This window comes from Nocardia sp. NPDC055165, assembly GCF_053606985.1.
Map to the genome: position 1 here is coordinate 264694 of NZ_JBSGSS010000002.1, position 24355 is coordinate 289048.

At 64.9% G+C, this 24355-nt stretch carries 20 protein-coding genes and 1 pseudogene; 13 read left to right on the forward strand and 8 right to left on the reverse strand.

The window, feature by feature from the left end:
- Positions 1–11: 11 nt before the first annotated feature.
- Positions 12–1067 carry a hypothetical protein gene (locus ACWFRF_RS05300; RefSeq protein WP_452449008.1) on the forward strand — a complete coding sequence of 352 codons (1056 nt, stop codon included), beginning with the start codon at positions 12–14 and terminating at the stop codon, positions 1065–1067.
- Between the two features lie 27 nt (positions 1068–1094).
- Here the strand turns inward: ACWFRF_RS05300 and ACWFRF_RS05305 are convergent, their stop codons facing one another.
- Entirely contained in the window at positions 1095–1418 is a 324-nt protein-coding gene (locus ACWFRF_RS05305) for a hypothetical protein (RefSeq protein WP_452449009.1), read from the reverse strand.
- A 72-nt stretch (positions 1419–1490) separates the two neighbouring features.
- Here ACWFRF_RS05305 and ACWFRF_RS05310 point away from each other — a divergent pair, with 72 nt between their 5' ends.
- Positions 1491–4841, forward strand: coding sequence for a DUF4185 domain-containing protein (locus ACWFRF_RS05310; RefSeq protein ID WP_452449010.1), 3351 nt, complete (start codon positions 1491–1493; stop codon positions 4839–4841).
- A gap of 52 nt (positions 4842–4893) precedes the next feature.
- Here the strand turns inward: ACWFRF_RS05310 and ACWFRF_RS05315 are convergent, their stop codons facing one another.
- From ACWFRF_RS05315 to ACWFRF_RS05325, 3 genes are all read right to left on the reverse strand, one after another.
- Positions 4894–5946, reverse strand: coding sequence for a peptidoglycan-binding protein (locus ACWFRF_RS05315; RefSeq protein WP_379314338.1), 1053 nt, complete (start codon positions 5944–5946; stop codon positions 4894–4896).
- Positions 5943–6137 (reverse strand): hypothetical protein, encoded by a 195-nt coding sequence (locus ACWFRF_RS05320; protein ID WP_379314337.1) that lies wholly within the window; start codon positions 6135–6137, stop codon positions 5943–5945. The genes ACWFRF_RS05315 and ACWFRF_RS05320 overlap by 4 nt, the downstream gene beginning before the upstream one ends.
- A gap of 892 nt (positions 6138–7029) precedes the next feature.
- Complete coding sequence (locus ACWFRF_RS05325; protein WP_379314336.1) at positions 7030–7680, reverse strand: TetR/AcrR family transcriptional regulator; 651 nt, start codon at positions 7678–7680, stop codon at positions 7030–7032.
- A gap of 109 nt (positions 7681–7789) precedes the next feature.
- On the opposite strand from ACWFRF_RS05325, the gene ACWFRF_RS05330 reads away from it, so the two are divergent.
- The 3 genes from ACWFRF_RS05330 (at position 7790) to ACWFRF_RS05340 (ending at position 11286) form a co-directional block, all read left to right on the forward strand.
- Complete coding sequence (locus tag ACWFRF_RS05330) at positions 7790–9217, forward strand: cytochrome P450 (protein ID WP_379314335.1); 1428 nt, start codon at positions 7790–7792, stop codon at positions 9215–9217.
- Entirely contained in the window at positions 9214–9405 is a 192-nt protein-coding gene (locus tag ACWFRF_RS05335; protein ID WP_378987379.1) for a ferredoxin, read from the forward strand. Before ACWFRF_RS05330 ends, ACWFRF_RS05335 begins: the two co-directional genes overlap by 4 nt.
- A 354-nt stretch (positions 9406–9759) precedes the next feature.
- The gene (locus ACWFRF_RS05340) at positions 9760–11286 is read left to right on the forward strand and encodes a sulfatase family protein (protein ID WP_452449011.1); all 1527 of its coding nucleotides are present in this window, start codon (positions 9760–9762) and stop codon (positions 11284–11286) included.
- 115 nt (positions 11287–11401) lie between these two features.
- Here the strand turns inward: ACWFRF_RS05340 and proS are convergent, their stop codons facing one another.
- Positions 11402–12841 (reverse strand): proline--tRNA ligase, encoded by a 1440-nt coding sequence (gene proS, locus ACWFRF_RS05345; protein WP_379314090.1) that lies wholly within the window; start codon positions 12839–12841, stop codon positions 11402–11404.
- Positions 12842–13338: 497 nt separating this feature from the next.
- On the opposite strand from proS, the gene ACWFRF_RS05350 reads away from it, so the two are divergent.
- From ACWFRF_RS05350 to ACWFRF_RS05360, 3 genes and pseudogenes are all read left to right on the forward strand, one after another.
- Positions 13339–13836: a diadenosine tetraphosphate hydrolase gene (locus ACWFRF_RS05350; RefSeq protein WP_379314089.1), complete on the forward strand. Its 498-nt coding sequence runs from the start codon at positions 13339–13341 to the stop codon at positions 13834–13836.
- A 38-nt stretch (positions 13837–13874) separates the two neighbouring features.
- Positions 13875–14072, forward strand: a pseudogene (locus tag ACWFRF_RS05355) (ferritin-like domain-containing protein); the annotation flags it as partial.
- Between the two features lie 409 nt (positions 14073–14481).
- The gene (locus ACWFRF_RS05360) at positions 14482–14811 is read left to right on the forward strand and encodes a rhodanese-like domain-containing protein (RefSeq protein ID WP_378987393.1); all 330 of its coding nucleotides are present in this window, start codon (positions 14482–14484) and stop codon (positions 14809–14811) included.
- A gap of 274 nt (positions 14812–15085) precedes the next feature.
- On the opposite strand, the gene ACWFRF_RS05365 is transcribed toward ACWFRF_RS05360, so the two are convergent.
- On the reverse strand, positions 15086–15700 hold the full coding sequence (locus ACWFRF_RS05365) for a TetR family transcriptional regulator (protein ID WP_452449012.1): 615 nt from the start codon (positions 15698–15700) through the stop codon (positions 15086–15088).
- 167 nt (positions 15701–15867) lie between these two features.
- Between ACWFRF_RS05365 and ACWFRF_RS05370 the strand changes: the two genes are divergently transcribed.
- From ACWFRF_RS05370 to ACWFRF_RS05380, 3 genes are all read left to right on the forward strand, one after another.
- On the forward strand, positions 15868–17649 hold the full coding sequence (locus ACWFRF_RS05370) for an acyl-CoA dehydrogenase (protein WP_452449014.1): 1782 nt from the start codon (positions 15868–15870) through the stop codon (positions 17647–17649).
- Between the two features lie 44 nt (positions 17650–17693).
- The gene (locus tag ACWFRF_RS05375; protein WP_452449015.1) at positions 17694–18455 is read left to right on the forward strand and encodes an SDR family NAD(P)-dependent oxidoreductase; all 762 of its coding nucleotides are present in this window, start codon (positions 17694–17696) and stop codon (positions 18453–18455) included.
- A gap of 263 nt (positions 18456–18718) precedes the next feature.
- Positions 18719–19129 carry a DUF4189 domain-containing protein gene (locus tag ACWFRF_RS05380; protein ID WP_379314085.1) on the forward strand — a complete coding sequence of 137 codons (411 nt, stop codon included), beginning with the start codon at positions 18719–18721 and terminating at the stop codon, positions 19127–19129.
- Positions 19130–19989: 860 nt separating this feature from the next.
- Here ACWFRF_RS05380 and ACWFRF_RS05385 read toward each other — a convergent pair.
- Both ACWFRF_RS05385 and ACWFRF_RS05390 read right to left on the reverse strand, forming a co-directional pair.
- On the reverse strand, positions 19990–20955 hold the full coding sequence (locus tag ACWFRF_RS05385) for a ferritin-like domain-containing protein (protein ID WP_452449016.1): 966 nt from the start codon (positions 20953–20955) through the stop codon (positions 19990–19992).
- 270 nt (positions 20956–21225) lie between these two features.
- A complete protein-coding gene (locus ACWFRF_RS05390; protein WP_379317270.1) occupies positions 21226–21912 on the reverse strand; it encodes a hypothetical protein in 687 nt (228 codons plus the stop codon).
- A 195-nt stretch (positions 21913–22107) separates the two neighbouring features.
- On the opposite strand from ACWFRF_RS05390, the gene ACWFRF_RS05395 reads away from it, so the two are divergent.
- Both ACWFRF_RS05395 and ACWFRF_RS05400 read left to right on the forward strand, forming a co-directional pair.
- A complete protein-coding gene (locus ACWFRF_RS05395; RefSeq protein WP_452449017.1) occupies positions 22108–23220 on the forward strand; it encodes a hypothetical protein in 1113 nt (370 codons plus the stop codon).
- Positions 23221–23268: 48 nt separating this feature from the next.
- A complete protein-coding gene (locus ACWFRF_RS05400) occupies positions 23269–24252 on the forward strand; it encodes a TauD/TfdA family dioxygenase (protein WP_452449018.1) in 984 nt (327 codons plus the stop codon).
- The last annotated feature ends 103 nt before the right edge of the window (positions 24253–24355 follow it).

Genomic DNA, 24355 nt, shown 5'->3' on the forward strand with positions numbered 1-24355 from the left:
CGTGGTGTGTCGTGGAGATGCTTGATGTGCGCAAGCACGATCCCGAGGAGTACGAAGGGAAGGGGATAACCATCCGCGGCTGTCTGTATCGGATCGGTCCCCAGCTCGGCTCGGGTTATTCGAAGTTCGTCCATGTGCTGCGCAACGCCAGATCGGGTCTGCACCTGAATGTGCTCGCGATCTATCGTGACGCCGACTCGGGCCGACAGGAGCTGGGCCGTGAGCTGGCTGTCAAAGCTCTCGACGACCTTATGGAGGGACAAGGAGTGGTGCCCAGTCTCATGGAGGTCGATCTGCCGGGCGGAGTCGCGTACATCCAGGACTACATAGGCCCCTATGAACCCGCGCCGAGTCAGGACATCATGTCTGCCGAGCGACTCATGGTGGCCGGTGAATGGTTTGAGGCCGCCGACATGTTCTCGCGTGTTCTCGAGACGCGGCCGGACCACACCGTCGCACTGTTCAACCGCGCGTCAGTCCTCAACTCCATGGGTCGCCCGGACCTGGCGGCAAACCTGATGGCGCGGGTTATCGGCATCGAGCCGAACTACCGTGCCTATTTGCACGACTACGTGAAATACTGCTCGGCCGCCGAAATGCCGATCGAGGTCATGGACGGGTGGAGGGCCATCACCGAGCGCTACCCGCACGACACCAGCTGTCGACAGTACGTCGACAAGGTGCCGCGACAGGCCGCCACGCTGCACAACAGGGGAGTCCAACTGGCGACCGAAGGCCAGTGGAATGAAGCGGTAACGTCGACAGAACGGGCGATCGAGTCATACGTTCGGCTGGCCGAATTCGATCACAAGAAATTCGATCAGGAGCTGGCAGAGAGCTTGTTGAACTATGGGATATTCACAACAGCGGGCGGCAACATAGTTGGCGGCATTCAACCGCTACTTCAGACCATGCGCATCGCCCATGAGTACGGGCGTCACGATCTGTATGACCTTGCCGCACACGAGATGCGGCAAGCATTGGCGCTCGACCGGCAGACTGTGGCGGAGGAACTCGAGCGGTTGACCGGAGGCCCGGTACCACCATGGTTCGGCAATCCGAGCTAGCGTGCGGCGGCGCATGTACGCGCGGATTCAGATACGCACGTCTGCAGGAGAATTGGTGGCTTCGGTGGATGCGCAGGGCCTGATGCGAGCGCACGGACACTCCTCGAGAACCCACCACTGAGTGGGTGACCAGCGCTCGAGGTGGATGAACGTCGAGCGGGCACGGAGTTGCGGGCAGAGATTCGGCACAGGCAGCAGCTGCGCAATCGGATCGCCCAGCAAAAGGCGGTCGATGACTGCGTCACCGCCGGAATCGGGAATGGTCACGACGCGATTGTCACCCCGCTCGATCACCTGGCGCCATGACACCGCCGTCGAAGAATTCGAGTAGTGGATTACGCGCGTGATCATCGCCCCTGGTTACGACAATCAGAGTCTCGAACAGTGGCCAGCCCGTTGTACCGACGAAGCGAGGAGGCTTCCATGACTACCAGGCCAGTGCACAGCACATTCCGGATTTCGTCGGGCTTTCGAACGCCGGAGCGACCTGACCATGACGGTATCGATTTCGCCGCACCGGCAGGCACACCGATCTTCGCACCGGTGGACGGTGTGGTCGTCGAGGGTGCGGAACGCCCACCGGGGTCGGTGTCGGGGTTCGGAAACTGGGTGTGGCTGGATGCACAGGACAGCCGCGGTGTTGATCTGATCTTCGGACACATGCGGCATGCGAGCATTCTGGTGAAGCAAGGCGATCGGGTCCGGGAGGGCGAACAGATCGCGAGTGTGGGGTCGGAGGGCCAATCCACCGGTCCGCATCTGCATTTCGAGGTGTGGGGCCCGCCCGGGCGCATCGGCGGTGAACCGAGGAATCCGCAGCCTTTCCTCGAGGGTGCGGTCGACCCCGGCACGCAACCCGACCCCGGTACCGACGGGTCGAGCCCAGAGGCCTTCCCACTGCCGCGAGGGTTCTTCTACGGACCGCTGGAGGGTCCCGCCTCGTCGATCTCCGGGCGTCACGGCAGCGAACGGCCCGAGTGGATTGCGGGCTTGAAGCGCTGGCAGCAGGCGCGGGGCCTGCCACAGACCGGTGTCTACGACCAGACAACCGCCGACGCGGCGCGTTCGGTTCAGTTCGCGAATGGGTTCACCCCTGATGGACTGATCGGCCCGGCGACCTGGCGGGCGGGATTCACCAGCACCTCGTCCGGGGAGCGTCCATCGAGGATGCAGCTGGTCGATCACGCCGCGGCGCGCCCCGGGGCGCAGGCAGTGAAGGCCGACGGATACCACGGGGCTGTTCGCTACCTGGTGGACTCACCTGAACGCGGCCTGATCAACAAGAAACTCACTCCTGAGGAAGCCGCAGGGTATCTCGATCTGAAGATGCCCCTTGTCAGCAATTGGCAAAAGGGAAAGAACGCCACTGCCGATTGGCGCCGCGGGTTCGACGGCGGTGTCGCCGACGCCCAGGCCGCCGACGCGTGGCACCGGCACTGCGGCGGCCCGGCCGAGGCTCCGATCTTCTTCTCCATCGACGACGATCTGTCGCTGTCCGAGTGGAACAGCATGGCCACCCACTATCTGCGCGGCGCGGCGTCGGTGCTGGGCAAGGAGCGCGTCGGCGCGTATTGCAAATACCTGGCGTGCGATTGGGCAGTCGAGGACGACGTCGTCGGCACGTGCCGCGACGGCAGCGGAAAACGGTTCCTGTGGCAACCCAACACCTGGCTGGGCGGTAGGCCGCTCGGCACGATCTCCGCGCACGCCTGCCTGTTCCAGCGGCTCATTCACCCGCGCGACAACATCAAGGTCGCTGGGATCAACATCGACGTCAACGACACCCTCACCGCCGACTTCGGGCAATGGCAATACGCCGCCCAGCCCATTACCCCAGAACCGATCGTCGTTCCCGACCCGATTTCGGTGCGCGAACCCGACGGCTACGACATCGCCTGGCACGCCGGGCCGGGCTCCCGCTCCGGGCATGGCCCATACAAGCGGATCTACCTGCACACTACAGAGAATCAGGACTGGATCAGCCGCGCCGAAAACGTCGCCGACGGTCAAGCGGCCAGGCAGGACGGGTCATATCACTACATCGTCGACGACAACCACATCATCCAGACGGTCTCAACGAAGAACGCCTCCTGGAGCGTTCCGGTGCGCGGCGTCAACGACGAGAACCAGGATTCGGTGCATATCGCCCTCGTCGGGACCTCCGGCGCGATTCCACGGTGGACCACCAGTCCGAGCCCCAATGTCGAATCGAACCCGAAGCAGCGCTCCGTGTGGCTCGAGCACGACAAGATGCTCGACATGGTGGCCTTCACCATCGCCAAAATATCCGAGGAACACCACATCCCGATCGAGCGGGTCGACATCGCCGGTGTCGGAAACGATATGCACGGCGTCTCCAGCCACAACAACTACACCTACGGTTCCGTGAAACTGAGGGGCTTCAAGGACGGCACCCACTGGGACGTCCCCGACACCTTTCCCTACGATGTCGTCCTCGCCGCGGCAAAGCAATACGCGGGCATCCCCGACGACCCCGACCGTTTCCCACTGCCGAACGGGCACTACTGGGGTCCCTTGTCCGGGCCGCAGGAGTCGTGGTCGAACAGGTTCGGCAACGAGCCGCAAGCATCGAAGGACGGCTTGCGACGCTGGCAGGCCGCCCTCGGAATCGCACAGACCAGCGTGTACGACGACGCCACCCGCGACGCTGCGACCGCGATGCAGAAGGCACAGGGCTGGCCGGTCACCGGCCATGTCTACGCCGGTGAGTGGTACGGCGTCATCAAGGACGGCTGGCGGTTGCCTGCCCCCGCTGCCGTCCCCACCGGCACACGCAAGATCACCGACGCGACCGGCCCCGGCCGGACCGACCAGTTCGGTATGGCCGCAACCGATCTCGGGGTGATGACCCGTACACCCTCGGGCCGGATTCTCGCCGTCTTCGGCGATACCTTCCGCGACCCGATGGTCGGCAGTGACGACTGGCGCTCGCCGGTCGCGTTGTACTCCGACACAACGAATTTGGACAACGGAATCGTGTGGCACGAAGCCGCGGGACCGGTTCCGAACTACGCCCAGCAACTGTGGTCCTACGACCACGCGGGCGGGACGACGGCGCTGCCCTCCGACATCATCACCATCGGCCAGGACATCTACCTGCACGTGATGATCAACCAGGGCCTCGGCAACGTGGTGCGCACCGAGATCTGGACGTCGAGCGACGACGGAAAGTCCTGGCGGCACACCGGTGCCCAGTTCGACGCCGGCCTGCACAACGGGTTCGCGCAGCTGTGGACCTGGGAACGCGACGACGACGGGTGGGTGTACGTCTTCTCCACCGGATTCCAACGCGACAAGGGGGTCATCCTGCGCCGCGTCCGCCAGGACCGGATCACCGACCCCGGCGCCTACATCGGCTGGGGTTGGCGCGACGGCAGCTGGAACTGGGGAAACCCACCGACACCGGTACTCGAAAGCCAGCCCTCCGCGGAAAAGTTCGGCGAGATGTGCCTGCGCAGAATTCAGAACAAATGGGCTCTGGTCAACTTCGACGCCTCCACCACCGGTGGCTACGATATCGACCTGCGTCTGCTCGACACTCCCACCGACAACCTCTACCAGGTGCCGAAGACGACACCCATTCGCGGGTCGGCATGGGGAGAAGAGGGCAATGACAGGGTCGCGCAACTCTACGGCCCGTGCATCATCCCCGGATCCACCCTCGACGCCGGCCTACACCTGTTGGTGTCGCAGTGGAAGACCACCGACGGATGGCCTTACCGCGCAATGCACTTCAAGATTCCCGTCCGATAGCTGGCGGGATCGGCGAGTATTTTTACCAGGTTATGAGCAGGTCTGACTTCAGCTAGTCGGGCGACGTGATGTCGCGGAGGACTTGCTCGGCGCGCTCGATTCCGGTGTGGCCGTCGAAGTCCGGCCAATCGTGATAGTGAACATGCGGATTACGGATCAGGAACTCGGAGACGACCTGCATGGTTCGGACGGCCTTGACGAAGTCGACGCCACCGAGTCCCGTCGGCACGGTCATTCGGCCGACATTGCCGAGCGGGCCACCGAGACCGCCACCGAGGATGTTCGATTGCAGGAACTGCAACACCGCAACCGCAAACGGCACCGTCAGCTCCGCCTGGACGAGTAGGTCGTAGAACTGCTCGAGCAGCGTGTCGTCAGTCGTCGTCGCATACATGTCACCGTCGAGCACGAAATCGAAGGTGCGGTCGCGGAATTCCTGGGGCGTGTAGTCGCCGGAGATTCCGGCCCCCGGCGGGTTGTTACCCAGCAGCGTGCGTCCCGGCGGACGGCACGGCGACCCGAAGGTGATCACGCGCCGCAGATCGTCCGCGCGGTGCGCGAGCGGCCCGCCGTCTGTCATGAGCATCATCAGCCGCACCACGACTTCCGCGCCTTGGCTGTATCCCGCGAGGATGAAAGGGCCGGGATTCAGCAGGATCAGCCTGATCCCCTCCCCGACGCCGAGCGCGACCGACTCCCGGTAGCTGGTGTGCGGGTCCGGATTGAGAAATCCACTGGCGGGGTACGCGACCGGTTGATTGCGGACCCGGCGCTCGCCTTCGAGCGCCGAGCCGACGTCGAACGGTGGTCCCTGACTCCAATGGCCCCACGTGCCGGCGAAACTGTAGTACAACGGCCGGGTCCCGGCTGGTGGAAGCCGGTCGAAGTTCAGTCCGAGCCTGCGCAATGTCGTGGTGTCGGCCGTGCCGGGTTCGGCCACATCGAGTCCCGCCCGGCGCTGAAACTCCGCGACGACCGTGGTCGTGGCTGGGCCGTATTCCCCGTCTACGACCAATCTGGAGTAGAGGGGGTAGTCACGGTTCAGCGTCGCCTGGAGCACCCCGACGAGGTCTCCACGATCGCCGGGCCTGAGTACCACGGTCATCGGACCAGCCCGCCGACTCTCAGTGGCAACACCCCGCCGTTGTTGCGCTCGAAACCTGTCACCCTGATCTCCTTCATCATGGCGCACGCCCCACACACCCGGATCAGATCTCCGGAGAACTTGTCGACGCAGCACATTTCCTGTGTGCGTAGCGGTCCGGTCACGACCTTTCGCCATCGCTTGATCGCCACGATCGGAGTACCTTTCCATCCTGATGTCGCAAGGAAGCCGACTCTGGAACCTGATCGGCTCACGCGCAGAACTCACGAAATCGAACGAAGGAATGTGACTGGCACGCCCTCTGTAAGGGCAGTCCGCACCTCAGGGGAGGGACCAGAAAAGTTGGGCGGAGATCGAGAGCTAGCCTCTCGGCCATCATCCACCCAAGTTCGACTAGTGGATAGAGGTCGAGACCGATTTGTTGCCATGAACTAACTTGCCTGCGGCACAGTGTGATCAACGTTGCCGCTGACATGCGAACTCGCGACACTCACACCTAGGACCAGTGGATCTTCTCCGCTCAGCCCAGCGGACGCTCCGATCATCGGGTCGGAGACACCGGATGGGATTTCGACACAGGCCTAGGGTGCCGAGCAGGCGGCAGCGTCCAAGGCTCGGGCGCCTGCGTGGTAGCGGTCGTCTATCAGTTCTTAATTGAGGGCGATGGCTATGGAGTGGACAGCACATGGGCATACGGCCTCGGCCTGGCACGAATCACCTCTCGCGCCCATTGCGCATCGGGCTCGAAATCGGCGAGCACGGAGAGCGCGTTGCGGATCGCTTCGGCGATATCCGTTGTCCCCCAACGCACTTGCTCAGTGAGGCCGGCGAGTTGGCCCGGCAGGGGTGGCGCCCCGAATTCGGCCGCGTATTCGGGGCGTCCGCTGGTGCCCTTCTTTTGTTCAAAGGCTTCGACCGCCTGCGCGACTTCGGACCAGCGGGGATGTCCCGCTCACCGGCCGAGCGAGATCCAGCCGGTGCAGGCGCACCAGCCCGACCAGATCAACCACGTCCTGCGAGGCCGATGGAAGTCGCCGAGCAGCTTTGGCCGGCGAAGCTGAAATGCGTAATCAGCGCGTGCATTCAATGCGCCAATCGGGCGGCCATCGTGGTCAGGTTGTCGGCAAACGTCAGCACGAATTCGACGCACAGGTTGATCAGTTCGTCGCGGCTGATGTCCATACCGCCGTCGAGCCAGGCCAGGACCAATTCGGCGGCGCCGCCGGTGATCATCAGAGAGACCGCACTGACCAGGGTTTCGCTGCCGGCAGGCGGGTCCAACAGTGCGCGTTCCTGTTCGGCGACGACGTCGGCGATAGTGCGCATGGCGGCGGCGCGGCGTCGCATCAGGATTTCGCTGCCGTGCGCCTCGGCGAAAGCGATGCGGGCGCGGCGGGGGTCGTCCACGACGGAATTGAGGATGGCGGTGACGGCTGCCCGCGTTTTGGCTGCGATGTCCTCCGGTGCGGCGGCGAGTGCGTCCAGTGAGCTGCGGATCGCGGTGTCGATGATCTCGTCGTGTACGGCGGCGGCGAGCGCGTCGAGGTCGTCGAAGCTCTCGTAGAAGAACCGCGGACCGACCTTGGCCTGTTCGCAGACTCCGCGCACGGTGGTCGCGGCCCAGCCCTGGGTGCCGATGATGTCGAGGGCGGCGTCCATCAGCCGCTGGCGGCGTTCGTCGCGTCGCTGTTCGGCCGAGGTGCCGCGATAGATGCCGGTCGCTGCCCGTGTCACACACCTCAGTATGCCGCAACAGAAATAGGAATCAATCGTTTACGGAAACGGTTGATTCCTGTATGGTCCAGATCACACCACATCGCAACGGTGCGAGAGGACCACGAACATGATGTCCACCCTGGGCCGACGGGCCAAATCCGCCGTATCCGCTCTTGCCGAGCGATATCCCTCGCAGACCCGCGCGCTGGCAGACCCGCTGCCCGACAGCGGATTACGGCCGATCATGGGCGATTACGGTGTCCCAGTCATCGGGCACGCCATACCCGCGATGAGCGACAGTCTCGATTTCGCCCGCCGCCGCTTCGACAAATACGGGCCGGTGCACTGGGTCGGGATTGCCGGGCGACGCGTCGTCATGGTCGCCGGACCAGAAGCCACCGAAGAGGTACTCGCCGACCGCGACAAAGTGTATTCCGCGCAACGCGGCTACACCTTCTTCATCGGCCCGTTCTTCCACGGCGGCATCCTGCTGCGCGACTTCGAGGAACACCGCTATCACCGTCGGATTTTGCAGCAGGCCTTTACCCGGCCGCGGTTGGTCGGCTATCTCGATATCACCAGTCCGGCCATTGCGCGCGGTATGCGCGGATGGACACCGAATCGCGATTTCCAGCTCTATCCGGCGGCCAAACGCCTGCTGCTCAGCTTGTCCTCGGAAGTGTTCATGGGGGCGAATCTCGGGTCGGAGGCCGCCGGGCTGGAGCGGGCGTTCATCGATGCGGTGCGGGGCGGCCAGGCGCTGGTGCGCACGAATCTGCCCGGCGGTCTGTGGGCACGCGGACTGCGCGGGCGCGCGGTGCTGGAGGATTATTGTCGTCGCGAGCTGCCTGCCAAACGCGCGGGAAATGGCGAGGATCTGTTCAGCGTGCTGTGCCGCACCGCGTCCGAGGAGGGCCATACGTTCACCGACCAGGATATCGTCGACCATCTGATCTTCGTCCTGCTCGGCGCGCACGACACCAGCACGATCGCGGTGTCGATGATGGGGTATCAGCTCGGATTGCATCCCGAATGGCAGGACCGGCTGCGCTCCGAATCGCAGGCGTTGGGCAAGGAGTCACTCGACTATGCCGATCTGGACCGGCTGCCGACCCTGGAGCTGGTCTTCAAAGAGATTCTGCGGATGTACTCCCCTGTCGGGCAGCAGATCCGCGAAACCGTGCGGGATACCGCGATTCAGGGTCAGTTCGTCCCCGCTGACACCTTGGTGATGATCGGCTCGTACTCGGCCATGCGCCAGGCCCGCTGGTGGAACGACCCCGACGTGTTCGATCCCGAACGGTTCACGACCGAACGGCACGAGGACAAGGCTCACCGCTATACCTGGGCCCCTTTCGGTGGTGGCGCACACAAATGCATCGGACTCTATTTCGGCGGTATGACAGTCAAGGCGATCATGCACCGCATGCTGTTGAACTACCGCTGGACCGTGCCCGCCGACTACATTCCCCCGATGGGCTGGGCGACCGGCCCTATCCCCCTCGATGGCCTACCCATCCGACTCGAACATCTCGGCGCCTCGGGGTCCGCATGAAGATCGCCGCCGACCGCACCCGTTGCGAGGGCCACGGCATGTGCGAAGCATTGCTGCCCGACATCTTTCGGGTCGACGACGAAGGCAACGTGACGGTGCTGACGGAACAGGTAGCCGAAGCCGAACTCGACGACGTGCGGCTGGCGGTCGACAGCTGCCCGGTGGAGGCTCTGCGCCTGTTCGACTGAAGCACACTCGCGTCGGCCCTGGCCACGGGTAGGGACGCTTATCTGTGGTACAGGCGACGTGCCATGATCGATAAGTTGAAGAATGTGGGCGATTCGGCATTCGATCGAGCCGAGTTCGATCGGCTCCTCGGCTTGCCGCACGCGGAGTTGCACATACACTGCTCTCGGCTTTTCGGCTCGGCGCACCACACCGATGACGCCTGACAGCAGGCATTGCTGCCGATGCAGCTCGTAAGCGAGCTCAGTCCCGGTCGCCCACGAATGGGCGGCCACCATCGACTGCGGCAGGATCGACGAAATAGGCCGGATCGCGAAGAAAACCAACACCCCGTTGCCCCCCCGAGGAGAAACTCAATGCGCGCACGTCGCTTGCCGCGTCGTTTCCTGACCGCGGCGGCCGCGGTCCTGCTCACAGTGACCGGGTGCGTCTCCACAGCGTCGGCCTCGCCGGCGACCGGAGACCGGCGGCCGAATGTGGTGATGATCCTGGCCGACGACCTGGACGCGGCAACCACCCCGGTGTGGCAAGCGATGCCGCGCACCGCGGCACTGATCCGTGACCGTGGTGTGGAGTTCACCGACGGCTTCGCGCCGATGCCGATCTGCTGCGCGGCCCGCGCTTCCATCCTGACCGGCGAATACGGGCACAACACCGGTGTCCTCACCAACGCCGGCGAGGTCGGTGGCTTCGACACCTTCCGCGCGCGCGGCAACGAATCCCACACCATCGCCACCACCCTGCACGACGCCGGATACCGCACCGGCATGGCCGGGAAATATCTCAACGGCCTCGAACACGACCCCGGCCACATCCCGCCCGGATGGGACGACTGGAACGCCGGAGTCGACAACTTCCTGTACTCCGGCTACAACTACACCCTCAACGAAAACGGGACCCGCGTGAAATACGGTGTGGCACCGGCTGATTACCAAACCGACGTGATCCGCGCCAAGTCCGAGCGGTTCCTCACAGACGCCGCCGCCTCCGGGCAACCGTTCTTCTGGTACGCCGCCTCCACCTCCCCCCACTTCCCGATCCCGCCCGCACCTCGCCACCTGCCCAGCACCCAGCCCACCCTCGCCCCGCGGTCACCGAACTATCAAGAACCCGACGTGTCCGACAAACCCTCATGGCTGATCGACACCGCCGACGCGAGGGCCGCGACGATCGCCGCGACCAACGACATCGACTACACCAACCGCCTCGGCGCTCTCAAATCACTCGACGACATGGTCGCGGGAATCGTCGAAACCCTCGAACGAACCGGCGAACTCGACAACACCTACCTGATCTTCACCTCCGATAACGGCTACAGCCTCGGCGCCCACCGCCTCACCCAGAAAATGGCCCCCTACGAAGAATCCATGCGAGTGCCCCTCGCGATCAGCGGCCCCGGCATCCGCCCCGGACGCAGCGACGCCATGGCCCTGTCGATCGACCTCGCACCCACCCTCTACGACTGGGCGAACATCCCCATCCCTGACCAGGTCGACGGCCGGCCCCTGACCCCCGTACTGTCCGGCGACACCATCGGCTGGCGCACCGATTTCGCCGCCGAATACGGTGGCAACGGCGACAGTGGCCGCAACGGAATCGCCCAGGAACAAATCCCCGGCACCGACACCCCCGTCATGTACGCACTCGACATGCCGTCCTGGAGCGCCGTGCGCAACCACCGGTACCTCTACGTACGCTGGTACGAACGAGAACGCCCCCTCGACCAGCGCGAATACGAACTCTACGACCTGCAGGCCGACCCCTACCAACTCACCAACCTCATCAAGACCGCCCAAGGCCGCGCGGCCCACGCCGACATCGTCACCGACCTCGACCACCGGCTCGGTGAACTGACCACCTGCACCGGACGCTCCTGCCGGTGACAACCCATCGGGTATCGGTCTCGTCGTTCACCGCGCTGCGCGGCACGCGCCGGTCGATAACCACCTACGCCACGAGCAAGGCAGGGGTGGCCCCCCTTGCCCCGCCCGAGGGGGTTCAGTAGGCCCGGGAGAAGATCACCCGTTTGCCGTAGGAGGCCGGTGCGTCACAACGAACGCACTGGCCGCTTTCCGCGTCTCCGGCCAGCGGCACACACCGCGGCGTCGCCGCCGTGAGGGCCTTGATGTCGATCTCACACTGCGGTTTACCGCAGTGCAGGGCCAACGCCCAGCCCGTCGCGACGGCCGCCTCGAACGCCGCCCAATCGTCGACAGCGCTGGTGTTTTCGGCACGGAACGCGGTCGCGCGAGCGAGTAGATACGCCTGGAAATCGTCGAGGATCCCGGGCATGAGGTCGGGCAGGGTCGCCAAGTCGACCGACTGCTTGCCCTCCTCCCCCAAGCGCCGAACCATCACCGCTGTCCCGGCAGCGAGATCGCGCGGGCCGAGCTCGACGCGCACAGGGACACCGCGCATCTCCCACTCGTTGAACTTCCAGCCCGGTGTCTGGTCCCGATCATCGACGTAAACGCGGACCCCAGCGAACCGAAGCTTGCCCGCCAGTTCATCGGCGGCCGCGCCGACAGCGGCCGCGGTATCACCGCGCATGATCGGCACGATGACGACCTGGTGCGGCGCCAGGCGCGGCGGCAGCACCAGGCCGCGGTCATCGCCGTGGGTCATCACGATGCCGCCGAGCATCCGGGTGCTCATTCCCCAGGATGTCGTGTGACAGAATGCGTCTCGCCCATCAGAGGCGGCGTACCGGATTCCGAATGCCTGCGCGAAGTTGGTGCCCATGTAGTGCGAGGTCCCGGCCTGCAACGCCTTGCCGTCCCGCATCATCGACTCGATCGTGATCGTCTCGACAGCTCCCGCGAAGCGTTCACCGGGGGTCTTCTCACCCGGCACGACCGGCATCGCCGCCAGCTCCCGGGCAACGGTCTCGTAGATCCCGAGCGCCAACTCCATCTCGACACGAGCCTCCGCCTCGTCGGCGTGCGCGGTATGGCCTTCCTGCCACAGGAATTCCGTCGTGCGCAGAAACATTCGCGGGCGCATCTCCCACCGAACAACATTGGCCCACTGGTTGAGCAACAACGGCAGATCGCGATGGGAGCTGATCCACTTCGCCATCATCTCGCCGATGATCGTCTCGCTAGTAGGTCGCACGACAAGTGGTTCTTCGAGCTCCTTACCGCCCGCGTGCGTGACCACCGCAAGTTCAGGCGAGAACCCCTCGACGTGGTCGGCTTCGCGTTCGAGGTACGACTGGGGAATCAGGAGCGGAAAGTAGGCGTTCTCGTGACCGGTCTGTTTGATACGCCGATCGAGCTCGGCCTGTAGCAGTTCCCAGATCCTGTACCCGTACGGTCGAATGACCATGGTGCCTTTGGCCGGTCCGCGATCGACGAGGGCAGCCTTCACGACGACCTCGTTGTACCAGTTGGAGAAATCTTCGCTCTGGGCGGTAACTCCGCGCTCATCCCGTGCCATACCGACAAGGCTATCGACCCCCACCAGCGAATTTGCTGGTCCGGACACCTGCGGATCTCCGGATTCCGCGAAAAGCGATTGCGGCCGCGCGAGGATAAAAGGGCTCGCAGCGAGGTTCTGCGGGGCCGCGCAGTGGCATTCGGAACGTGGACTTCCACCGACCTGCTCTACGTGAACGACGTCCGCGACGTTCCTGCACCGACTCCGCGCGGCCCCCGCCGACATCCTCCAGCGCGCGGGCGTCGGCGAGGAGCGTCGGCCAATGCCTGAAGCGCCGGTCGAGTGCGAGGATGAAGAGTTCGATGCCGAACCTGCAAACACTTCATCAACGAAACCACCAACAACCCGTCGATCCAGGCCGAGTTCGCGGACCTGACAGTGCAAAGACTGTAGCCAGATGTTCCTGCGCTGCAGATCCGCGATCACCTTTGTCCGCCAGCTGGTTTCATGAAGGACCACCGATACAACTTGGCGCGCAACAGGGATGGGGAAACGGTATGCCGGAGAGCAAATCAGGGAGCGAGTCGATCGACTACCTCGAGGATCCGATCGGCGCCGCCCGGCAAGGCACCAACCCGACCGTGATCGGCCGACTGCGCAGTGGGTGGGCTGTCATCGGCAGCACACAGCACCTGCCCGGGTACTGCGTGCTCATCCACGACGGAAACGCTGACCAACTCACCGAACTGCCGCGGGCGGACCGCGTCACATTCATGCACGACATGGTGCTGCTCGGTGAAGCGGTCGAACGCGCATGCCGTGCCGCGGACCCGGAATTTCTGCGCATCAACTACGAGGTCCTCGGCAACTTGTGGCCATACCTGCACGGCCACGTCCTCCCCCGCTACCAGTGGGAACCCGACCACCTCCGAGTAGGCCAGGTCGCCCTCTACGGATCTGACCGAGACGCTCCCGAACACCGGCTCGGTGCCCGGCATGACCCGTTGCGGGCCGCCATTTCGGCTGCACTGCAGGAAGTAGCCATCGAGGGCTGAAACCGTAAGCGTCGCTTGCCAACTGTCCAGACGGCGCGCGCGTCGATGCCCTCGGAAGAACGAATCCGCCCCTGGGCGGCACGCCGGAGCGGATCGGCCCGTTCATCGGAAGGGCTGCCGCCGCGGTCGAGGCGATCGGCGAACAAGCCCAACCGTTCGACGAAGCTTTGCTCGAAGACCTCGTTCTCGAATATCAGCTGCTCGACCGTGCCCGCTACGTCAAAGCACTCGCGACCACCGTTCAGAACGCCGGAGCGGCCACCGACAACGGCCGCGATTCCTGCTTCCGGCGCATCGTGAACACCGAGTGCGCCCGCGGCGATAGCACAGCCGCAGCGGTAGTCGCTGCCGATGAGCACACGCTTGCAATACAGGTCGGGCTGCTGACACACACTTCTACCGTCGCGAGCAATGCGCTCGGCCACCTGGCGCACAGGTGCGCGGCTGCCGCCCGCGAATTCGCGGCGCAGCACCCCGAACTGACCGAGGCGCTGCGCTCACGAGGCACGGTGATCTCGCAAGGCCAGTGGCCTTCACCCCGCTCCAACCTTCAGTTAAGCTGAAGGTTATGGAGCCTCTGCCACTGTGTCGCCTCAGTATCGTGCCGGGCGCCTTCCGTCTCGTACGAGGAGAAGGGTGCTGCGCGTGAGCTTCCGTCATTACCTACGCCGACCCCCAGCTATCAGCGCCGCCGAGGCGGTGCGCCTGGTCACGGAGGGTGCGATCGTCGTGGACGTCCGTCGTGACTTCGAGTGGAATCGAGTACACATCCCAGGTGCTGTGCACATGCCGCTCGAGGTGCTCCAAGCGCGCTGCATGGAACTGCCCGAGGACCGTCTGCTCATTACCTTCTGCACCGGCGGCCTTCGCTCCGCGGGCGCGGCGAACCTCCTGGTCGAGAACGGCTTCGAAGCGGTCAATATGAGCCGTGGCCTGATCGATTGGCGCGCCGCCGGTGGGCCGCTCACCCCGTGAGAAGGGCGCCCCGACCAGGCCGAAGCCCGAGCTCGGGCGTTCAGAGGTGGCGGTTCAGGACCACGTCCCGGTTTCTGTAGCACTCACAACCCTGCGACGCTTCAATGGAAGGTAACGTTCGGTCGCCGGATTCGGTGATCAAGGCTCCTGGGCACTCGAGGACCCAGCGCCCTCGTCGCCGACGTCGGCCCCGCGCCCCGGAATACTGAGTCTCGTCGATGGGACCCGGTACGACGCCGCCCCATAACCGCTCGGGCAAACACCTGGAGCGGCGTCAAGACCTCCGTGCTCCGACCATACGGAGGGCGAGTTCGACATATCCCGCAGCGATGACATCCGCGTCGGAGTAGGACTTGGAAGGAAACCATCGGCTGACATCGACCCCGAGTGAGGTGATTGCCAACGTGGCAACCCCGACATCGACGGGAGCGAACTCGCCTGCCGCAGAACCATTTTCGATGATCTCGGAGAATATGCGAGACGTCGACCGGCGGATTTCAGCGATGACGGTGAAGTGCTCGGGCGACAGCGAGCGTAGTTCGTATTGTGCAACGCGCGCGCCGGTGTGGTTGTCGGCGTGCCACATGACGTAGGCGTTCACCGTCGATACCAGCCGATCGGTTGCCGAAGCCCCGGCGTGGTCGGCATCGTTGACCGCATCCAGGACAGAACTGTGCCCTTCCAGGCTGATGGCGTAGAGAAGCGCTTCTTTGGTCTTGTAGTGCGGGTACACCGCTCCGGGACTCATGCCGATACTGGCGGCGATCTCGCGGGTACCGGCCGCACCGTATCCCTTGGCAGCGAAGACCTCGATAGCCGCGGCGCGTATCCGCGCGGCCGCCTTGGAAGTACCTAGTTCATCGCGAACCGCTGATCGTGATACGTCCACAGGACTCCGCCTCTCGGTCCTTGGGGTTGACATGTCGCCCTCCTCCACGCAGGATATGCGATCGTATAGAAACTATGCAATCGCATAGCTAATCGTTTGCTTCATCGCACAGCACCGCGACTAGGTGACCTCACCCTGTCCCGTCCGGCACACACTGAGGAAATGTCATGTCCACACCCATGTCCCGCCGCGATCTGGAGTTCCTGCTCTACGAGTGGCTCGAGGTCGACTCACTGACCAGTCGCGAACGCTTTTCAGACCACTCACGCGAGACGTTCGACGCGGTACTGGATTTGAGCGCGAACATCGCCCAGAAATGTTTCGCGCCGGTCAACAAAAAGGGCGACAGGAACCCGCCGTACATCGGTGCAGCGGGCCAGGTGGTACTGCCGAGCGAGATCAGCGACGGCCTCGAGCAGTTCCGCAGCGCAGGCCTCATTGCGGGGTCGTTCGACGAAGCTTTGGGTGGCATGCAATTGCCGACTGTCGTCAACCGCGCGGCGATGACCTGGTTCCAAGCCACCAACGCGGCGATGTCGTCCTACTATTTCCTCACTGCCGCCAATGCGAGTCTGCTGGCGGAGTACGGCACCGCCGAGCAGATCGATACCTGGGTCCGGCCGATGCTCGACGGTCGTTTCACCGGCACGATGTGTCTGTCCGAGCCGCAGGCCGGGTCGTCACTGGCCGACATCACCACCAAGGCCGTCGCGATGCCGGACGGCACCTATCGGATCACCGGCACCAAGATGTGGATCTCGGGCGGTGACCACGAGCTGACCGACAACATCGTTCACCTGGTCTTGGCCAAAGTCCCCGGTGGCGGCGCTGGGGTGAAGGGCATTTCGCTGTTCATCGTGCCCAAGTATCTCTCCGATGGGACGCGCAACGACGTCGCGCTGGTCGGCCTCAACCACAAGATGGGCAACCGCGCCACCACGAACGCACTGCTCAACTTCGGAGACGGAACCTTCGACCCCACTCCGGAATCCGGCGCGGTCGGCTACCTCGTCGGCACCGAGCACCGTGGGTTGTCCTACATGTTCCACATGATGAACGAAGCCCGCATCGGTGTGGGACTGCTGGCCACAGCGCTGGGGTACGCCGGCTACCTCGACTCCTTGGAGTACGCCCGCACTCGCGTCCAGGGTCGAGCGATCGATGACGCTGCCTCGGCCGCGGACAGCAAGCCCGTCGCCATCATCGAACACACCGACGTCAAACGGATGCTCTTGGCCCAGAAGTCCTACGTCGAAGGCGCACTGGCGCTCGGGCTCTACTGCAGCAAACTCGTCGACGAAGCCGCCACAACGACCGGGCCCGATCGCGATCGAGCGAACCTTCTCCTCGATGTCCTCACTCCCATCGCGAAAAGCTGGCCGTCACAGTGGTGCCTGGAAGCGAACAGTCTCGCAATCCAGGTCCACGGCGGCTATGGCTACACCACAGAGTTCGATGTCGAGCAGCACTACCGCGACAACCGGCTGAATCCCATTCACGAAGGGACGCACGGTATCCAGGGCCTGGATCTGCTGGGCCGCAAGGTCACGATGCACGACGGTGCGGGCCTGGCCCTGCTCTCCGACACCATCAGCGACACCATCGACCGCGCCTCCACCGCGCCGGCGCTGTCCACCTACGCCGATGATCTGGGCAAGGCGCTGAACCAACTGGTCGCGGTCACCGCACAGATCTGGTCGGTCGACGACCGCGCCGCCTCGCTGGCCAACGCGAGCATCTACCTCGAAGCCGCCGGGCACATCGTGATCGCCTGGATCTGGCTCGACCAACTGCTCGCTGTCGGCAACCGGGACGGGGCCTTCTACGACGGCAAACGCGTCGCGGCGCAGTACTTCTTCCGGTATGAACTGCCCAAGGTCGCCGCGCAGCTGACACTGCTGGCGCAGCTCGACCGAACCACCCTCGATACCGACCCGACCTGGCTGTGAGCCTCGTTCACCGCACCACCTCGACAATGTCCCAGGAGAACTCGATGTCCCTACTCGAAATGTTCGACATGACCGGCAAGGTCGTCATCGTCACGGGCGCATCGTCCGGACTCGGAGTGTCGTTCGCTCAGGGGTTCGCCGAGGCGGGCGCCGACCTCGTTCTCGCGGCCCGCCGTGCCGACAAGCTCACCGAGACAGCGGAATCCGTGCGCGCGGCCGGTCGACGAGCTGTCGTCGTTCCCGCCGACGTCTCGGTACCCGAACAGTGCCAGGCAGTCGTCGATGCGGCCATCTCGGAGTTCGGGCGCGTCGATGTCCTGATCAACAACGCCGGCGTCGCCTCCGCCCACCCGGCGACCCGGGAGACCCCCGACCAGTTCCGCGCGGTCATCGACGTCAACCTCCACGGCTCCTACTGGATGGCGCAAGCTTGCGGCCGCGTCATGCCGGCCGGCGGCTCGATCATCAACATCTCGAGCATTCTCGGACTCACCACCGCGGGCTTGCCACAGGCCGCCTACAGCGCCAGCAAGGCCGCCATCATCGGACTGACCCGCGATCTGGCCCAGCAATGGGGATCCCGCAAGGGAATTCGCGTCAACGCGCTGGCCCCCGGGTTCTTCCGTAGCGAGATGACCGACACCTACGACGACGGCTACGCCGCGTCCCTGATGCCCCGGGTCGTTCTCGGACGGTACGGCCACGGCGAGGAAATCGCGGCAACCGCGGTATGGCTCGCCTCTGCCGCCGGCGGCTACGTCACGGGGCAGACCATCGCTGTCGACGGCGGCGTCACCATCACCTGAGCTCGCCGACCGCACCGACCATCGCACTCTCTCCCCGAGCCAGATCGCTGCGCGGTGGCAGGCAACAACCCATCCTCTCCACTCCCTGCCATCGGCAGGTCGACCCGGCAGGATCGGCTTCGGCAGATCCGTCACGAACGCCGCAGTTCGTGACGGTCTTTGCCGCGACCCCAAGACTTTTGGGGCGACCTCACGTCCATGCGCTGCGGTATCTTCCATGCGATCGCCGCACCTGGTCGGCGCGCAGAGGAAGCACACACCACATGTTCAACAAGTCCATTGCGGCCGCCACGCTCTCGGTGAGCGCCGCTGCCGTCCTCGCGGCACCGCCCGCCGCCGCCGACCCGGCCAACTGGGGCGCCGTTTCCCTCAGCGTGTGGGGCAACGTCTACGCGTTTTCGGTCAACCACCCGACGGAGGCCGACGCCATTCAAGCCGCCGACCGAGCGTGCAAGGGTCAAGGCATCATCGACTGCCGGATGGTGGTGACGTTCGCGAACGGCTGCGGTGCAGTCGTGACGAGTCCGCTCGCGATCGTCGCAGGGTTCCCGATCGTGGGCTTCGGTAAAGGGGCGACCCCAGGGGAGGCATACGCAGACGCCACCCGCAACCTCCCCACCGGTACCGGAAGCGCCGGCTCGTTCAATCGCGACCACGCCTGCACCCGGCCTTGATCTAGGTCCCGCACGGTCCTCGACAAAATGTCGGGCTGACACCCCTCCTCAGCTCATTGGTCGAGTACTCGGCTTATAGCGAAAGGTCGTCAGCTCAATCCTGACATGGGCTCAATGAGAAAGGCTCTGGCCCTGGTCAGAGCCTCTTTCACGCGCTGGCCACCGCCTTGAATCCGGCGTTTGGCCGCACTTTGGACGCACTCTGTTCCCGCCGTTCGGCCACGGCGTCCAGATCGTCATCGAACAGATCGGCGTAGATGACCCGCCCAAGACACCACCACAGACTTCCCCATCTGGTGGACGGACGAGCGGCCCCAAATACGCCTTGTTCCGGCCGATGCCCGTTACCGCCGCGAGGACTTCGACACCTGGTGCCTTACCAATACCCCCACCGGGGATCCACGGATTGTCGAACACTTTCGGTTCGATCCGTCAGGCGCTGCGGCAGATTGAAACCCTTCGTCATCCCGCCCGGCATCGAGGCTGCCCAATAGCGCTCACGCCTGTTCACACCGCGCCGGACTTCGTCCGTCGACGCCGCAGATCTGCTTCCACGCGCGCGACATGCGGTACAACCCTGGTCCGGTCAGGCGAGGCCTGTGGGGACCTACAAAGTCGTGGGCATCACCAAGCGGGCGAGCCGGGCCGCGACCGCCCAGTGGAAGCCCCGGCGGCGTGCAGGGTGGACGATCCAGGCCGACGCGAAACATGTTCTCCCATCAATTCCCACCGCCGCCGTCAGGGCCGCCGAGGACGTGGCGGCCGCGGACCAACGCCACCCGCCGTGGCAGTCCGACGGCTCAACCGGCCGTCGGCGCCACGGCCGTCGGCGGCACCGACGGTGGCTGTCAGGGGACTTCTCAGTTCAGCCCACTCACTTCTCGGGCGATCGACGAGACACGCGTCTGCGCGGCCGAAACGACACCCTGGCGCGCCTTGTGCGCCTCCTCGTAGGCGAGGATCATCCGGACTGCGGCGGGATCGGCGAGTTCCTTGACCGCTGCCACCGCCTGGGCGACATTCAAGTCGTCATAGCCACTGATGGGCAGCTCTCTGGGATCGAGAAGGCCGGTGGCGGTGCGCAGTGAATGCGTTGCCTCGGCGGTGGAATCCGCGCCTTCACGCCGCGAGACCTGCTCAGTGGTTTCGAGAACAGCATCGCGCGAGGCCGCGAGCGTCTTCACGGCGACATCGCCCGCGTGCGCACCCCTGGCGAGCAACTCGCCCAGTGCGGGCGGGGCAGCACGGAATGTGTCCAACGCGCGGTCGATGCTGCGAGCAGACCACGTAACAGGGATATTGATCAGCTTCACCGCGGTCCCCGTAACCGCCTGAATCGGTGTTCGGCGCAAAGCCGCGGGCCCGCCGAGCGCGTCCTCGGCGAGTACGGTCGTCAACCATGTGACGGTGGCCGTATGGGCGGTGATCAACCGCTGCGCCACTGCTACTACATCGGCGTTCTGAACGGTGGTCGCGAGTGCTTTGACGTAGCGGGCGCGGTCGAGCAGCTGATGTTCGAGGACGAGGTCTCCCAGCAAAGCTTCGTCGAACGGCTGGGCTTGTTCGCCGATCGCCTTGACTGCGGCGGCAGCCCTTCCGATGAACGGGCCGATCCGCTCCGGCGCGCCGCCCAGTTCACGGATCGCGGCCTCGATGGCTTCCGCGCGAGCGCGGGCGTTGTGGGCGTTCTCAGCCAGCTCACGGCGTACAGCCTCAGTGCGAGCCTGTGCGATTCGAGTCTCGGCGATTCGGATTTCGGTCTCCGTCAACTCGCGGATAACGCGCAGTTGCGCGAGCAGGGTCGTCACGGTGTTGCGTGTGCTCATGAAGTCTTTCCTTCGATGTCGACGTCAGGGAGGCGCAACGCTGCACTACTCTGTCGACTACCCCGCACTCATGGTTCAAACATTGCACCGCAACAGTTGTCGATCGTGTCCCGGGTGAGATCTTGCAGAATTCGGGGTGAGCCCGGTGGGTAGCACAGCACCCAGATCAGCGTTGTTCAGCTGACCTTTGATCAGCAGCCGGAGCTATCGGCGGTGTGTTCCAGTGATGTGGTCGAACGGTGGGCAAATGTCGTCGAGTGACTACTTCATTCACCGCCGTCGCCCAGTCGATACTCGACCAAGCCGTCGATCACCGCCGACAGTGGCTAACAGGATGATTCGCGAATCGGGGTTCGTCTCGAAGAACGACGCACTGAACAAGTCATACGCCACTTCGTCCTTCGCCTGCGGGAAGGTCGCGGAGCAGCCAACACGCCTTTGAGAGCCGTTGCCGATCGGCCGGGTGACAAGATATGAACCATCGCGGCGTGCCCGGTGATGAAGGACGGCGACAGGTCGTCCTCGACCACTGGCGTGCCGTGATAGCGCTGCGAGAGCGGCGATTTGGCTGTGTCGGCCGAGCATGGAGAAGCCAGTGAGGATCATCGCGATGTCGCGGCGGGGGCGACCTGTTCCAGCAAGGTCACCGCGGCGGCGAGGGCGGTGGTCATCGCCCGCGATCACGACCGGGTGATCGGCCGGTGGCGCCTGGTCGATTTCACGCCCGGCCAGGGCTTGGGTGGTACGAACTCCGGCCAGGACCTCGCGGACTTTCGCGCCGGTGGTCGGGTCGAGATGGCCCGCGTCGTGGTGCTTGTCAGCGATCGCGGCGATCCACACCGCCAGCGGCGACGCCGAATGGTCTTTGCGCACGGCGCCGAGGGCGATATACCGCTCGACGGCGGCCGAGAGCGACGCCAGACCAACTGTGCCGCACCAGGTATGGAATGCCTCCAATACTTCGGAGTGGGCGCGGGCGTGATGCCGGGGGTCGCGGCCGCGGCGTCATGAGTGCGCGCGGCGTCGGCGGCGATCAGGTCGGGGTGATCGCCGCCAGTCGCGACCGCGAGGGCTCGAAAGATACTCGGAGTCAACAGGATTCAGTTCTTCGAATGCTGACCGAAGGGGTACGACCGCGGATATTCTCGACAGATGGATACCCCGGTTGCCATCCAGCGCCCGCCAGTAGCTGTGTTCCGGACGGTGCCCGACGGGGGAACCATCGCGTGCTTGAGCGCTGCGGTCCGGTCCGCGGCGACGCGGGCCGCGGCCGTGCTGGCACAGGTACCGACCCACTCCGGTCCGGTCGAGCGCACCGCAGCGTTGCGGCAGGGGGTGGCCGCTGTCGGCGAGCTGGTCGAGGCTCTGACCTCGCAGACCCTGCCGATCGTTGGTGAGGATCTGCCCGCGGAGTCGGTGAGCCAGTCGTTCTTCCGGGTCCGTGAGGTGGAGTTGTCCGATCAACAGGCGGCGCTGCACGGTGTTCTGGTCATCCATCGCGGTGTGGCGGACCTGTGCAGGGCCCCGCTGTCGGGTGCGGACTTGGCGATGGAAGTCGCGGGGATGCGGCAGGCTGCGCTCGACCTGACCGGCGCCGCGGAGACCGACGAGGCGACCGAACCGTTCCCCGTTCCCGCTGTAGCTGAGAACATTTCGTTGGAGAGCGAGTGGACGGCGCGGTGGCTCGTCGGGCACCAGGTCCACGTCCTGTTCAATATCTGCGCGGCGGTCGCGGTGACCGATGCCGCCCACCATCTCCGCCACGGCGCGGCCGACGCCGCGCTGGAGCGGCTCGAACACGCGACCACGTATGTGCGTGGCTTCCCAGCGGCGATGATCCATGCCAGCACGATCCCGGTGGACTACTACATGGCCGCCGTTCGCCCCAGCATGCAGCCCCCGGAGGTGTCGACCCCGTTGAGTGGCCGACAGCATCGCGGCTACAAAACTTTTCGCAGCGCGATGAAGGATCTACTCACCGTGGTTCCGGATTCCTACGATGCGCTCGCTGCCCGCGATCCCGAACTTGCCGCCGCCCGTGATGCCCTGCTCGAAGCGGACCTCGTCGACAGCGAACGTCACGTCACACTCGCCTATTCGATGGTGCGCCTTCGCCGTTCCATCGCGCAGTTGCCCACCGGCCCGGACAACGCCGTCGGCGAGCTCCGGCTGATGCGCCATCGGCGGGCCGCCCAGTACGCACCGCTGATCCGGTTCGGCGATCACTACATCGCCAACGCCGTGTCAGCCCTGCGGAATGGCTGAGCAGACGAACACTTGCCCTGCTGCTGACGTACTGAACGGAGAGCGTCGATGCATGAAATCGCGGAGACCGTCGATATCGCAGACCTCGAGTTGCCCCCGACGGAGACCACGGAGATCGACCGCCTCGCGCAGGCACTGTGCGGGGGCGAGCAGGACCGGGTGGACGACCCAACCTGGGTCGCGCGCGCCCGGAACTCCTGGGATGCGCTACCGCTGTCGCTGCGGCGCGGCGTTCGGCAGTTCCGGCGACATTCCGGACTGCGCGGATCGTTGGTCATCCACGGCCTGCCGGTCGACGAGATGAGACTGCCCGACACTCCTTCGACAGCGGATTCTGTGCAGCGTGCGGCAGTCGTCTCCGCTGCCGTCCTCACCATGATCGCCTGCGGGCTCGGCGACCCGACCGCATATCTGGCTGAAAAATCCGGCGCCCTCGTCCAGGACGTCGTCCCCGTGCGGGGCAGGGAATCCTTCTCCGGAAACGCCGGTTCGGTGTTGCTGACCTTCCACAACGAGAACGCCTTCCACCTGCACGAACCCGACTACGTGCTGCTGCTGTGCCTCCGCGGCGACCACGACCGGATCGCAGGTCTGCGGACCGCTTGTCTGCGTCAAGCGCTGCCCTTGCTCAGCCAATCGGCCCGGGAAACGCTGTTCGCACCAGAATTCATCACCGCGCCCCCACCGTCGTTCCCCACCGACAACGCCGTCCGCCCACCGCAACCACTGTTATCGGGTGCAGTCGACGATCCCGACATCAGGATGGCCACGATCGCGACCACCGCGCTGACGCCGCGCGCCGAGGCAGCGCTGATCGAATTCGGCCGAGCTTGCGATTCGGTCGCCCGCACCACGGTGCTCACCCCGGGCGACCTGGCCATTATCGACAATCGGGTCACTGTCCACGGCCGCACCGCCTTCCGGCCGCGCTACGACGGCACGGACCGCTGGGTACAACGCACTTTCGCCGTCGCCGACTTGCGCCGCTCCCGTGACCACCGACCAGACGACGGGTACGTCCTCACCCGATGATCCGGGATCCTCGCGGGTCACCGCCGTCGTCTGGCACGACCCGAGGGCTCATCCCCGCTCATGCGGGGAGCACACAAATGTGAAGGATTCCTGCATCTGATGC

Coding starts and splice junctions, on each gene's coding strand:
- ACWFRF_RS05305 (WP_452449009.1), bottom strand. CDS start 1,418: ATGATCACGCGCGTAATCCACTACTCGAATTCTTCGACGGCGGTGTCA.
- ACWFRF_RS05310 (WP_452449010.1), top strand. CDS start 1,491: ATGACTACCAGGCCAGTGCACAGCACATTCCGGATTTCGTCGGGCTTT.
- ACWFRF_RS05315 (WP_379314338.1), bottom strand. CDS start 5,946: ATGACCGTGGTACTCAGGCCCGGCGATCGTGGAGACCTCGTCGGGGTG.
- ACWFRF_RS05330 (WP_379314335.1), top strand. CDS start 7,790: ATGATGTCCACCCTGGGCCGACGGGCCAAATCCGCCGTATCCGCTCTT.
- ACWFRF_RS05335 (WP_378987379.1), top strand. CDS start 9,214: ATGAAGATCGCCGCCGACCGCACCCGTTGCGAGGGCCACGGCATGTGC.
- ACWFRF_RS05340 (WP_452449011.1), top strand. CDS start 9,760: ATGCGCGCACGTCGCTTGCCGCGTCGTTTCCTGACCGCGGCGGCCGCG.
- proS (WP_379314090.1), bottom strand. CDS start 12,841: ATGGCACGGGATGAGCGCGGAGTTACCGCCCAGAGCGAAGATTTCTCC.
- ACWFRF_RS05350 (WP_379314089.1), top strand. CDS start 13,339: ATGCCGGAGAGCAAATCAGGGAGCGAGTCGATCGACTACCTCGAGGAT.
- ACWFRF_RS05370 (WP_452449014.1), top strand. CDS start 15,868: ATGTCCACACCCATGTCCCGCCGCGATCTGGAGTTCCTGCTCTACGAG.
- ACWFRF_RS05375 (WP_452449015.1), top strand. CDS start 17,694: ATGTCCCTACTCGAAATGTTCGACATGACCGGCAAGGTCGTCATCGTC.
- ACWFRF_RS05380 (WP_379314085.1), top strand. CDS start 18,719: ATGTTCAACAAGTCCATTGCGGCCGCCACGCTCTCGGTGAGCGCCGCT.
- ACWFRF_RS05385 (WP_452449016.1), bottom strand. CDS start 20,955: ATGAGCACACGCAACACCGTGACGACCCTGCTCGCGCAACTGCGCGTT.
- ACWFRF_RS05395 (WP_452449017.1), top strand. CDS start 22,108: ATGGATACCCCGGTTGCCATCCAGCGCCCGCCAGTAGCTGTGTTCCGG.
- ACWFRF_RS05400 (WP_452449018.1), top strand. CDS start 23,269: ATGCATGAAATCGCGGAGACCGTCGATATCGCAGACCTCGAGTTGCCC.